This window comes from Candidatus Nitrososphaera evergladensis SR1, assembly GCF_000730285.1.
Taxonomy (GTDB): Archaea; Thermoproteota; Nitrososphaeria; order Nitrososphaerales; family Nitrososphaeraceae; genus Nitrososphaera; species Nitrososphaera evergladensis.
In genome coordinates this window covers 2,910,083-2,922,810 of record NZ_CP007174.1, presented here as the reverse complement: position 1 = coordinate 2,922,810, position 12,728 = coordinate 2,910,083, and the positions used below count along the sequence as shown (strand labels likewise).

The following is a 12,728-nucleotide window of genomic DNA, read 5'->3' as shown; positions in this document are numbered from 1 at the left end:
GCGTGGTGCCCAAGTGGGTCAAGAAAGATAATAATAAAGATAATGACTGGTTTTCTATTAAGCTAGGCAGTCAATCGTTCTTTCACCATTACTATTCATTGCATCCGTTGTGGTGTGCTCTGACTTGTAGGTTTAATCGTGACTTGAATCAGAGCAGATACTGCGGTTAAGCTACTCCGTACTTTTCTTCGAGTTTCTTCATCTTGTGGATGGCAAGAAGACACCCCCAGCGATTGCTGGGACCAAAATAATGAATAAAAGGTCTTGATCAATCAAGTGCTGCTTCTCCCCACTCAAGCGGAATTCCCCCGTTCCCTGATACTAGATAACGAGTAAATTTTTTATCAGAAAAATTGATGTGGAAAAGTTACTGGTATTATGTGCAACCTCTAACGTGCTTGAGGTGAGGGGAGGGGAGATTCGCCCGCCTTCTTTATCTATTATTGAAGTGGCATGTCAAGGTAGCTTTCGCGGGTTCTGATTAATCTCAGGTGATCACGTTTCCTGAGATTTCTCATCATTCGCATCATTCGCATCCGATAACTGGACTGTGCTCTCCAGCAAGGGTGACGAATCGGCAACTCGCCATCTTTGGCTATGGCGCATTTGTAGAGGCGATTGTTTTGTAGGCCCATGATGATATTTCATGTGTGCGTGTGCGTGCCTCCGCCTAGTAATATTACAACTTTGGCTCTACAAATTAAGGCACAGGATGAGAATCTCTAGCCAAATCGTAGATTCATTCCTACCCTGTCCACCAATTATAGGGGAATGTTATATAACAAGAATCGCTAGCTGATATCTATTTGTCGGTTAACACGCATCTTATTTCTTCAGCAGCAACAACCACCTTGCGCGAAAGCAATTATTTTAGAAACGCGGCTATAGAAAGCTACCAGTCAGTGGTTTGAGATCCGCTCCGGGATGTCTTTGCTCTCTATTCTCATCCTGAGATATTGGAAGGTGGAGGGGGCAGACAAGACTAGGCGCCAGTTGTTCTGTCTGCAATGAGCCTTTTTGCAAATATTAGATGATTGCCAAGTATCATGTCTATTTGGATAACAAGGTTCTGCTGTATTGCACTGCATTGCTCAGCAGTCCGCCATCTTAACTCTGACCCTCTGTTTTTAGAGGTAAATGATCAACTTCAAAACGTCGGCGCCGCTATGGGCGTGCATGGTAGCAGCAGTACTGCTGGCTGCGGTGTTACTGCCATCGGCGGCAATATTGACACCAAACAGCGCATACGCATTTCACACGTTTGGAGGAACATACGTCGTGACCATAGTCCCAGGCGCAGCTCAAAAGGAAAGCCTCTATCATTATTATCCTCCCAAAATTGCAGTCCCAAGGCATACCGAAGTGGCATGGTTTGAAAACGACCCTGAACAGCCCCATACCGTTACGAGTGGTAGTCCCGGCAGTCCGGATTCCGGCCAGCTGTTCAACTCTGGCGTGATGTCATACCTCTACTTCTTCCAGTACGAGTTCGATAAAGCAGGCGACTATTCATACTACTGCCAGATCCATCCGTGGAGGACGGGACTTGTGCATGTTAGCGACCAGTCTACGCTTGGCAAAAACTTTGAATTCTCGACAGGAACAGGAAGTACGTGGAGCCTATCTGAGTTTGATAGGAATCTGCTGAAATTCGAGCCGACTACGGTATCACTTGAGGAAACTACGCCGGCCAGCTACTACTTCACCATGGCCAACAGCGATACAAAGCAGACAGTCTACAGCCATTACTTCCCATCGACAAACAACCTGCAGGTAGAGCTAATATCGGGCAGCAACTACAATCAGACAACTACATATGGGCCGGACAGGGCGTCTACAATACACTCCAACCCGGGCGCTTTTCATGTGCAAGGGAACTTTGCACCTGGAAACTACACTATCAGCGTGGTCCTCTACTCTGTGAATGGAAAACTAAGTGACCCACTTCCACTGGATCAGTTCAAGTTCCAGCTGACACAATAGGAAGGGTGGTGCCGCCTCACTGCACCACCTTCCCTCCCTCACTATTTCATTTATTATTATTACTATACTCTCTCTCTCTTTCTCCTGCTCCCTCATTGAAGGTATAACATAGCTCTCTATCTAGTATCAAGCACATCTATGATTATCCTAAAATAGTACCCCCCCCCTTTGAGCGTAAAAGCCGGGTATCCGACGTAAACCGTATATCTGTGTGTCATGTTGGAAGTAATTGGCTCGTATTCGCTGTTTGTCTAAATGCTTAAATCAAAACTAGGGATATCGAGAGACTGATTGGCATTCAATATTCTTGTGCCCTATGATGGCTCAAAGCCTTCAGACAATGCAATCAGACAGGCGTTAGAGCTTGCTAAATCACTTAAGGGCGACGTGCGCGTGTTAGCGAGCTAGGGGTCTTTTCCTTCCCGTTTCTCCTTTTCTTCTTTTTCTTCTTTGAATGGCTCGATGATCAATAGATCTGAATCTTTTCTTACCACCCTCACATTCTGGCCTTTTCCTATTTCAATTCCACTACCCTCTTCGGTTCTGGCCCTCCAGTATTCCCCACCTACAATCACAAAGCCGGGCTTGGTGCTAGATATAGCTTCAACTGTAACTCCTGTTTGGCTCTGAAGTACGAACGGCAAAGGTGCCTGCGTTTTTGCCCTCCATGCCTTGTACGTTATCAGCGCAAAAAAGACTCCAAGCGGAGCAGTGATTGTCGCAGATATTAGGACAAGTTCAGACATTCGATGTTCGCTTATCAGTAGCGGCCGCACTGGCTGGGTGATCATGAGAGTGGATCCTACAACGAGAAGTACAATGCCGCCAATTCCCATCGCGCCAAATCCGGGCGAGTAAAGTTCGTATGCAATAAGGCCGGCTCCTATCGCCAGCAGCGCAAAAGCTGCCCAGTTGATGTCAAAACCCTGACCAATGAGCGCAAGAATTATCATCGCGGCGCCGGCTATTTCACTTCCAAAGCCTGGAGATGTGAGACCATAGATCAGTGCAAAAAACCCGATTGTAAAGAGGGTAGTGGAAAGGAGAGGATTTGAAAGGATGTCGACCAGAGAAACTCGAAGGCTCGGCTCGTGAACGACAATGTGTGAATTGCTGAAAGGAGTATCCAAAAGTTTTGGACCTGCGAGGGTCATCACGGTGGAATTGTTTGCTTTCTGAAGTAGTTCTTCCGGATCCCTTGCTATGGCTTCGATAACATGGTTTTTCATGGCTGCTTCAGGTGTGAGATTGTCGTTATGTGTTACGAACCGAGTAGCCTGAGTTACATTTCTGTTGTGTAGCTGGGCAAGGGTGACTATCTTTTCTGTTATCGCATTGACAATCTTTGTATCATTTACGGGGATTCCGCCGGCCACTGGCTGAGCAGAACCTATGGTGGTAAAGGGCGCCATGGCCGCATAATCTGTGGCAAGAAGGATTATCGTTCCTGCCGACCACGCGCTTTTTCCTTGAGGGTAGACGTATCCTATTACAGGGACTTTGGAGGATTGTATGCTTTCTATAATCTTGAAAGTCGCATCGACTGAACCGCCAGGTGTATCCAAGGCAATGATGACAGCAGAAAAATTGCTGCTGCTACTCTTGTCGTCCACCTCCTCACGCGAGTCTGAAGCACGGCTTATCGCAGACGAGATATGATCTGCGGTAGCAGATGAGATAATGTCCTTAACGTCGACCCAGAGTATTTGTCGCTCCCTTGGAGAGGATGAGGAGCTGGTCGCCTCTTGGGCATGCACTATGGTAATAGGAGAAGAAATGCCAGGCGACAGCGAGATTGAGCAGCAGTATACCACAAACTCTCCGGCTGCACAAAGGACAATCAACATCAAGAGTCGATGAAATTGCTTTCGCAACAACAACAGCTCTCGTACTGTCTGATGTAGGGAATACGACGGCTTTTTGACATTATTTTTTAGATTCATTTAGAGAGAAAGAAGCGATGGACCTCGAAATTATCGTCATCATTATCATCCTCGAGTGCCCACATCTCCTCAACCCTCACTCAAGTCATCTGAATTTACAGTACGGTCGTTTATGATATTATTATCATTATGATTTTTGTTTCGCCCCGTCCGCCCCTTAGTTTCTTGAGGACGGCGACGTTCTCCTTCGCCGCCCCTCTCGCTAATTATAGAGGCTAGCTCTTCTCTTGCGATCTCCCTTATCCTTTCGGCGTCGACTTGTTCGGCGACAGGTGTTCTTTCTTTGATTATGCCAAGCAGAGAACCGAGATCGCGTTGGTTGTCACCGCTGCCACTATTTGCTCCTACTGCTCCACTACCACCGGCTGTTACTACTATCATGTTCTTTTCTCTTGCCACTTCCGCCCATGTCTGAAGCTCCCGTAGCCTCAGAGCCGCGATATTCTTTGTATAATAATCAGCAGCCAGAGCCATTTTTTCTGCTGCAATGAGTTCTCCCTCTGCAATGATTATTCTACCTCTCTTTTCCCTTTCAGCTTCGGCCTGCTTTGCAATTGCCCTGTGCATGTTCTCAGGCAGTGAAACATCCCTTATTGCCACAGAGCTTACTTTTACACCCCAAGGATCGGTTGCTGTATCAAGAATTTCTTGCATCCTCTTGTTCAGATCTTCCCTTCTAGAGAGGAGGTCGTCAAAGCTGGTTTGCCCAATAAGGTCCCTGAGAGTGGTTTGAGAAAGCAGGCTTGACGCCATCAGGTAGTTGTTGACTTTAACTACCGCGTTGCTGGGATCGCTTACACGCAGATAAACCACAGCGTCGACGTCAACCGTTACGTTGTCAAGAGTGATTATCTTTTGCTTGGGGACATCGAGGGTGATAACTCTCAGGTCCACCTTTAGGGCCCTATCTATGAATGGTATGAGTATTATCAGTCCAGGTCCTTTTGCTCCAATTAATCTACCAAGCCTAAAGACTATGGCCCTTTCATATTCTCTAATAATCCGGATGGACGACGCCACAACGACAAGGAATATTATCACTACAATGCCTATTCCAATTAACTCCGGAAGAGCCAGCTGCTCTAGAATTAGCGAGGGAGACAGAGAGGGGGACGACGCGGACAATGAGGATAATTGAGAGGTGCTCATACTATCTATGGTTCCTACACATATTTAAGTTTCAGAAAAAAGTCTCATCCCACGGCCATATTTGTATGCGAAGAGGAGGCATACACATTCACAAGTTCTAGAATGTCTGCCTCATCATAGGCGGAATAACAATTTCTCGCACTACGGTCAAAAGTGTGATCTCCCTCATACTTGAGGGATTTTGCCAAGGCGATTGCCAGTCTTAAAGCGCTCTCCGAACAAGGAGAGCCGTCGTAAGGAACGACGATACCTTGAACTTAGATGTGTTGCTGCTTTGCTCTCAGTATGCTGTAGTAGCGGAAGTAGTCATTTTGTATCTAGCTCACTATTACACAGAGTACAAGAAATAATTGGATATCTACTATGAGTATTCTTTGCAGCGCATTGCCTTGCACTGAAAACATAGTTGCAACAGAGAGATAAATATTGCTCGGTGCACTGCATACAAGCAGCTTTGAAGCGAATTCTTTTGCCTTATGATGGCTCCGAGCCCTCCGAAAAAGCTCTTGGATATGCCGCTGACTTAGCCCGTTCTGTGAAAGAAAATAGTCCTCAAGTTTTTCTTTTGTATGTAGTTCCAGAAATACATCTTCCTCCGAGTCTCGATTATGGTATGAAAATCTCATATGTGAAATCGTCAAGAGAGTACCTAAAGGAATTGTACCAGGGAATGAAAGAGGCAGCGGTAGAAATGCTCGCCGATAAGAAAATGGCTCTCGAAGAAACGCTCGAAGCTGCTGCAGGGGCAAATGCAGTAAAAACTCTGGTAAGAGTTGGTAATCCTGTCGAGCAAATTCTAACCGTAGCAAAAGACAATGACGTAGACCTGATAATAATAGGGAGTGGTAGATTAACAGGCATTCGCCGCATCACATCGCTTGGAAGTGTGGCAAGAGCTGTGTCAGAAAGATCTATGTGTCCCGTTATGTTAGTTCACTAGACATGGCAGAGTGTGTGTATATCTGGAGATAGAGATAATGACAATGATGATGATATCAAAAGACGAAGGGAACAAAAACTGCAGAGGGAAAGGCAAGGGGAAAATAAAGACCAATTTAGAAACCTGCATCTACAGCTGTAATCATAATAAAAAACATCATGGCAGAATGAGCGGGATATGATGCCTCAGTCTTTATCCTGGTCAAGATGGCTTATGTATAGCCTATGACTGCTAATTTTGCAGCCAAGGAAGGAATGCTTGGCAAGCTCGGTCTTGTCTCAGGACCTCTGCTTTTTATTATATTGGCGGCATTCTTCCCTTTTCCAGATGAAGTAACATTTGAACAGAGAGTAGTTCTTGGCGCTACAGCCTGGATGGTCGCTTGGTGGATATCTGAGGCACTTCCGATATATGTGACTGCGCTGCTCCCCATAGTCTTATTTCCATTATTTGGCGTAACGGATCTGGGAGATACGGCGGCAAGATATGCTGACAGAATCATCTTCCTCTTTCTTGGCGGCTTTATCATAGCAAAGGCGGTAGAAAAAACAGGCCTGCATACAAGGTTTGCCCTCAACATCCTTCGGATTTTTGGGACAAACCCAAAATACGTCGTTGCGGCCTTTGTCATAGTCACCGGCTTTCTTAGTGCATGGTTGAGCAACACTGCCACCGCGATGCTTATGGTCCCAATAGCGGCAGCGGTGATAGCTCTGATAGACGACGAAAAACAAAGAGCAAGATTTGGCGTGTGCCTGATGCTTGCAGTCGCGTATTCTGCCAGCCTCGGCGGCATGGCTACCCTTGTAGGTACGCCTCCAAACGCTGTTTTTGCATCCCTTTCAAAATCAATTCTCGATACTGACGTGACATTTTCCCAGTGGATGGTAGTTGGGATGCCAGTAAGTGCCGTCTCGCTCTTTGTTGCCTGGGCTTACCTTGTCAATCTTGGTGCTGGCACCAAGCTTGACGCAAAGAGCATGCCGTCATCATCGATTGCAGGTGAAAAGTCGCTGATAACCAAAAAGCTGGCAGAGCTGGGCAAGATGAGCAGGGATGAAAAGATGGTAGCAGCTGTTTTTCTTGCCACTGCAATTGCATGGGTCAGCCGTGGATTATTATGGAAAGACCTCGTTCCGATGGTAGATGATTCGATGATAGCCATCGCTGCTGCGGTAAGTTTGTTCCTTATCCCTGCAGCTGCTTCTTCTAATTGCTCTGCGGCAAGTCAAGGTGACCGAAAAAAGAAAGAAGAAGCAAATTCAAACGATGGCAATATGCATCTTCCCCCATCTTCGACTTCCTCACCATCAGCTGCTGCCTCTCCTAATCCAAAAAAACATTCAAGAGCAATAGCAGTAGCAGTCCTTGACTGGGAGTCTGCTGCCAAGATTCCATGGGGTGTTCTAATTCTGATTGGCGGCGGACTTGCACTTGCCCATGCCTTTTCAGAATCTGGACTTGATGTAAGGATAGCCACATCACTAGGCTCGCTGGGTGGCATGAACTATATCGTGATAATCCTTGTCATCGTTGCGGTAACAATATTTTCGAGTGAATTTATAAGCAATACAGCATCAGCAGCGCTCATCATCCCTGTGGCAGCTTCGCTTGCCTCGTCGCTGTCTATGGACCCAATTCTGCTGATGGCTTCCGTAGCGGTTGCCACAAGTTATGGGTTTGTCATGCCAGTTGGGACTCCTCCAAACGCAATTGTCTTTGCAACGGGGCATATTACTGCCAAAAGGATGGCCCGGGCAGGTCTTCCTCTTGACGTCATTGGGATAGTCTTGGTTACGGTAATGACGAGCTTGCTGGCGCCTCTCGCATGGGGAAAATGAGAAAAAAATATGGAGTTACACCAGGAGCCATCGGGCGCATCGGCGTCACCACTTCTCATCATCTACGATTCAGGTTGTGACGGCTTTCTTGTGCACTTTTATTTGTCATTTTGTCGGATGCAGGACTGCTGTGGTGTAAACCTATAAGGTCCTGATTTTGTCGCATAGATCTATCTCTCTAGTTAGGGTCGCACTGGGCATCTTTGGGCAGTTCGTAGCCCGCCTGCAGGAAACATTGGATCCAAAAGGGGCGCATCAAGTAGCAATGCTCTGTTTCGGTCAATACTTGAAAAACGGCTTTGTCCCGGCAAAAGGCACGGATTGATGCCCTTCGCCATTTTTCAGCAGGGAGGCGCTGTATTACACGTCCTCATACTTTCTTGACACTTGCCAGTGCCCTGCTGTCGACACCAACGTATCGCTGCAGGTGGGTCTGCACCTTGTCCCACCCTTTCGGGACAACGTCCTTCAGATGGATGTAAGGACTCAAAAAACAAGCGAAGTTGCAGCCTCGGCATCGAAGGATCTTCAAGATGTCCGAACTGAAGTCGCTCTCAACTACCACTTGAATCCAGATAGCGCACAAATAGTCTACCAGCAGCTTGGATTTGGCTATGCAGAGCGAGTCATAAGCCCTGCAATTCAAGAGTCTGTCAAGCAGGTTACAGCCCGGTTTAATGCAGAAGAACTTATCACAAAGAGGGAGACTGTCAAGACTGAGATTGAAGAGCAGATCAAGCAGAGGCTGGCCATCTACAACATCGTCGTTGAAACGATATCAATCACAGAATTCAAGTTCTCAGAGCAGTTCACAAAGGCCGTAGAATCAAAAGTCGAGGCTGAGCAGCGCGCTTTACAGGCGTCAAACGAGCTGCGTAGAATCCAGATAGAAGCCCAGCAGGCAGAGGCAAAGGCCATCGGCGAGCAAAAAGCCAACGTTGCTCGCGCAGAAGGCATAAGACAGTCAAACATCCTTCATGCCGAGGGAGAGTCACAGGCAATACAGATAATCGACCAGAAATTACGCGAGAGCCCAAGCTACCTGGAATGGCTCAAGACCCAAAAGTGGGACGGTAAACTGCCATTTGTAGTGGGAGGAGGAGATGGAGGAGCAACGCCTTTCATCCAGATACCAACTGGCGGCAGCGCTTCCGCCACAGATGAAGATGGTGGAGGAGAAGGAGCAATACAAAACGCAACGAGGACATCTTAGCAAGAATGTATTTTTTTCAATTCTTTAAGAGAAGTAGCGCAAATAGAAGCCCGTATGCTGTTTTTGGGATTTCAAAAGCCTCTTTCCAGTATTGGTTCTCCGCACCGTGCTGGAAAGGGCTCTGAATGTCTTCACCGAAACGAAGTGCTAGCCCCAAGGACTCCTCAATAAGATGCTATCTGTTTGCCCGATGGAATTGGGTCACATGCGCCATCTTAACCATTTAAGATGAAAATCCCTATAAAATACATGGTTGAGCTAAGGTGCAATAATTGCAAATGAGTATGGCAGTACAATGGCAATTCAAAGTTCTTTACACACTGTCCGTAGTGTGGTGATTCAGTGCCGATAGCTCGCCCAAGAAATTACGGAACCAATAATCCTGCGGTCCGAGGGTTAAGATGAACACGGAGGACCGGGAAGTCCGCAGATCAACAACTGTGAAGGCGAGTTTCCTTTTTCTTGTTTCTATGGACTTCAATTCAATCATAAAAGTTTGTTTGGTATTGGATGATCGATCGATCAGCGCAAAAAGATCTATTCTAGGAGCATTCACAGAACCTGCAATTGGCGCTGAACCAACGAGATTCATTCATGAAATCCTCCCAATCAAGGCAGTGCCGTTAAAGACTCTATCGTTGTTCTACCACTATCTTGATGATTTCATTTGCCATGGCGGAGCGGACCGACGTCCTCAATTTCGTCGATCTCTTTCTTTGAGCGCTCGCCACTGCCCGGTGGGGGCGATACGAACCATCTCTGTCCTTTATTCTCAGAAGACTCCTACAATTCTCAGCTCCCCCATTGGGACTGCTTCGGAGATAGATATGATGTTCCCATTGCGTGGGTCTACTACTACTTTGTACAGTGTGGCTCTGTCTATTTCGGCCACAGTAATGGTGTATACTCCACTGCCTTGCATAACTTCATAGCTGCCCGCTATCGCAAATCCATTTACAAAATGATTTTCTGCTGTATTAGCAGCATCAACCAGGTTGCATTAAGTTCTGGCTCAAAAATTCAATCATTAAATCATTTTCAGTCGTAAAAAGAATTCCAAAAGGCGCTCCAACGGCAGAAGTAGTAAGGACTCTTCCGGTGTTTGGATCTATGTCTACCTCATACATTACTTCATTGTCTGAGTCGACCACCGTGACATTGTACACCAAGTGGCCCTGCACTACGTCCAACCGGCCTCCGATCACTGTACCGTTAACAACCTGATCTTCTGCTAAGTCTGTTGCATCCACAAGTGTTGGATTAAGATTTTCATTCAAAAAGTCTATTGCCGCCTGGGTGGCATTTACAGAACCTGTAGTAGATACGGTGGCCACAGCACTTGAGGCTGCTTGCTTTTCATCGGGTTCGGTTGTTGCGATCTGCGCATATGCGTTCGATGATGTGGTATTGATAATTGTCTCTTTCCAGGTGGCAGCGCTCAAGCCTGCCATAAACAATAGGAAAAAGAAAGAGAATGAAAATACGCTTGACTTTTCGTCATTCTATGAATATTGCTGCATCTAGTGTGTATTTACGAATTAGGTCCACACTGCAACACAAGGTAAACACCTTCATCAAATACGAATTAGTCCAATTTCTGAGTAAAGAGACTGTGTGAATTCCGATTGCTTCCTGATGGCAATTACTATTACTACATTCTCTGGCTGGTATTTGGCCTCTTCGTTGGAGCAGCGTTGGCTATAGACCTTGGAGTAATAAGCAAAATGCGGTTCAGAAGAAAGGAGTCAACATCCTCTTCCAAAATTCCAGACCAAGAGAATTGTCCAGTCCAAGAGGAAATTGGAACAAATATTACTTTCAGGCGGGCCTTGCATTGGACAATTGCTTGGATATCGCTTGCCGGAGTATTTGCTCTGATCATCTACCTCGGCAGAGGATATGGTAGTCTCCTCGAATTTGTAAGTGCATACACTCTTGAAAAGTCACTGAGTGTCGATAACATGTTTGTCTTTGCAATTATATTTTCTTCTCTTGCAATACCTCATAAATATCAGCACAAAGTGCTCTTTCTAGGTATCCTTGGCGCCATCTCCATGAGAATTCCGCTCATTCTTGCAGGAACAACTTTGCTCGAAAACTTTCACTGGATGTTGTACGTGTTTGGTGGGTTGTTGCTCGTCACCGCGTTGCGGATGGCGCTTCAGAGAAGAGAAAAGGAAACAATTGACATCAAGAGAAATGTTGCGGTAAGGCTCCTGAGGAGACTAGTGCCCATAACCTCGACACTACGGGAGGACAAATTTCTTTTTCGCTCGACGCGGGGCGTCCTCTATGCGACTCCGATGCTTGTGGCTCTCGTAGTTGTCGAGCTAACCGACCTAATATTTGCTATGGATTCTATTCCTGCAGTCCTGGCTATTACTACCGATCCATTCATAGTGATAACCTCAAACATATTTGCAATACTTGGCTTGAGAAGTCTCTATTTTCTGCTTGCCGGACTTATGGACAGGTTTTACTATCTAAAGCCGGCCCTCATTGCGTTGCTAGTTCTGGTGGGTGCAAAGATGCTGTTCTCAGATTTCTACAAGATTCCAATCGAAGCCTCTTTGGCTGCGATATTTGCAATACTTGGCTCTGCCGTAGGATTGTCAATTGCTAAAACGAGGATTGGCGACAAAAATGCTCTTAAAAATAAGCAACAGTCTGACAAAGATAATAAAAGATGAGTTAGCTTCTATAGCTACAGTTTTGTAAAACACTGACTCTTGCACACCATCTTATACGGCCGCGCTAGGATCTTCCACAAACTCTGCGCACTGTCGGATTGCATAATCAGTCGATTGCAGGAATCAATAGGAATACAATTGACCTTGGTTTTCAAAAGTTGGAGTATCATATGAACGTCTAGGAGAGCCAAAAAATTAATGGTAACGATTATGCGCCCATATGTTTTTCTATTTAAATAGCCGGATCAGTGCTCAACTATAACACTTATTGTTGTGGCAGAGTTGTGGCTGCTATATTAGTAATGTTGACACGGTGAGTCATCCATTTCATGTTGCCTGAAGTATCAGTTATCCTGACCGTTATGTTCTCGAAAGTCTCGTCGGGTATTGTCAACGTGAAGGTCCAGTGCGCGTACCTGTCCGAGGATGTCGCCAAAGCATACGTTGTCCCATTCGTATCCGCCAAGTTTACTGCTCTTACTTCTACCGTCGATATCTCAACATTGTCAGATGCGGTCCCATTCACAATAAAGGGTACATTCAAAGGAACGACATCCAATGGCGCTGGTGAAATAATTGCTCCAAAAGGTTTTGTCGTGTCCCGTGTTGAATTTTGAATCAAGGGAGAGGAAGTTGAGGGTGGGGATGAGGATTCTGAAGGCACCTGTACGGCCGAAAACGATTCATTTATCAAGGATCCATCTGTCGACACGACCAGGGTTGCAGATAGCGCTGTGCAGAGACAAATTAAGAAACTATTTACTTTATTCTGAAAGGTCTCTAATGCATTCGTTTTCTTTCTTGCGTGAATCATTTACTTTCATTTCATAATAAGCTATTTGTCTATTAATGCACAGTAGAGTAATTCTTGGCAAGAAGTGACGCAATGCATGTACCGCCGACGGCAAAATGAACCAATATAACCGGCTCCCAGGATCCAAATTTATGGACATAAATTTCTGTCACTAG

At 46.0% G+C, this 12,728-nt stretch carries 11 protein-coding genes; 8 read left to right on the top strand and 3 right to left on the bottom strand.

Annotated features, from left to right (window positions below; all coding sequences use genetic code 11):
- Nucleotides 1–1,137: 1,137 nt before the first annotated feature.
- Both NTE_RS15935 and NTE_RS17680 read left to right on the top strand, forming a co-directional pair.
- Nucleotides 1,138–1,983, top strand: coding sequence for a cupredoxin domain-containing protein (locus NTE_RS15935; protein ID WP_158385703.1), 846 nt, complete (start codon nucleotides 1,138–1,140; stop codon nucleotides 1,981–1,983).
- Between the two features lie 309 nt (nucleotides 1,984–2,292).
- Nucleotides 2,293–2,391 carry a universal stress protein gene (locus NTE_RS17680; RefSeq protein WP_226987292.1) on the top strand — a complete coding sequence of 33 codons (99 nt, stop codon included), beginning with the start codon at nucleotides 2,293–2,295 and terminating at the stop codon, nucleotides 2,389–2,391.
- Here NTE_RS17680 and NTE_RS15925 read toward each other — a convergent pair.
- A complete protein-coding gene (locus NTE_RS15925; RefSeq protein ID WP_158385701.1) occupies nucleotides 2,388–3,797 on the bottom strand; it encodes an NfeD family protein in 1,410 nt (469 codons plus the stop codon). The two genes, NTE_RS17680 and NTE_RS15925, sit on opposite strands and share 4 nt — an antisense overlap.
- 198 nt (nucleotides 3,798–3,995) lie before the next feature.
- Nucleotides 3,996–5,075 carry a slipin family protein gene (locus NTE_RS15920; protein ID WP_148701924.1) on the bottom strand — a complete coding sequence of 360 codons (1,080 nt, stop codon included), beginning with the start codon at nucleotides 5,073–5,075 and terminating at the stop codon, nucleotides 3,996–3,998.
- A 469-nt stretch (nucleotides 5,076–5,544) separates the two neighbouring features.
- Between NTE_RS15920 and NTE_RS15910 the strand changes: the two genes are divergently transcribed.
- From NTE_RS15910 to NTE_RS15900, 4 genes are all read left to right on the top strand, one after another.
- Nucleotides 5,545–6,015 (top strand): universal stress protein, encoded by a 471-nt coding sequence (locus tag NTE_RS15910; RefSeq protein ID WP_264357927.1) that lies wholly within the window; start codon nucleotides 5,545–5,547, stop codon nucleotides 6,013–6,015.
- Between the two features lie 43 nt (nucleotides 6,016–6,058).
- Nucleotides 6,059–6,196, top strand: coding sequence for a hypothetical protein (locus NTE_RS16880; RefSeq protein WP_158385697.1), 138 nt, complete (start codon nucleotides 6,059–6,061; stop codon nucleotides 6,194–6,196).
- A 43-nt stretch (nucleotides 6,197–6,239) separates the two neighbouring features.
- On the top strand, nucleotides 6,240–7,856 hold the full coding sequence (locus NTE_RS15905) for an SLC13 family permease (RefSeq protein ID WP_148701922.1): 1,617 nt from the start codon (nucleotides 6,240–6,242) through the stop codon (nucleotides 7,854–7,856).
- Nucleotides 7,857–8,328: 472 nt separating this feature from the next.
- Nucleotides 8,329–9,069, top strand: coding sequence for a prohibitin family protein (locus tag NTE_RS15900; protein ID WP_264357926.1), 741 nt, complete (start codon nucleotides 8,329–8,331; stop codon nucleotides 9,067–9,069).
- Nucleotides 9,070–10,055: 986 nt separating this feature from the next.
- Here NTE_RS15900 and NTE_RS15895 read toward each other — a convergent pair.
- Nucleotides 10,056–10,511 (bottom strand): PepSY domain-containing protein, encoded by a 456-nt coding sequence (locus tag NTE_RS15895; RefSeq protein ID WP_158385695.1) that lies wholly within the window; start codon nucleotides 10,509–10,511, stop codon nucleotides 10,056–10,058.
- A 183-nt stretch (nucleotides 10,512–10,694) separates the two neighbouring features.
- On the opposite strand from NTE_RS15895, the gene NTE_RS15890 reads away from it, so the two are divergent.
- Both NTE_RS15890 and NTE_RS17435 read left to right on the top strand, forming a co-directional pair.
- The gene (locus NTE_RS15890; protein WP_226987066.1) at nucleotides 10,695–11,759 is read left to right on the top strand and encodes a TerC family protein; all 1,065 of its coding nucleotides are present in this window, start codon (nucleotides 10,695–10,697) and stop codon (nucleotides 11,757–11,759) included.
- A gap of 329 nt (nucleotides 11,760–12,088) precedes the next feature.
- On the top strand, nucleotides 12,089–12,376 hold the full coding sequence (locus NTE_RS17435) for a hypothetical protein (protein ID WP_148701919.1): 288 nt from the start codon (nucleotides 12,089–12,091) through the stop codon (nucleotides 12,374–12,376).
- Nucleotides 12,377–12,728: the final 352 nt, after the last annotated feature.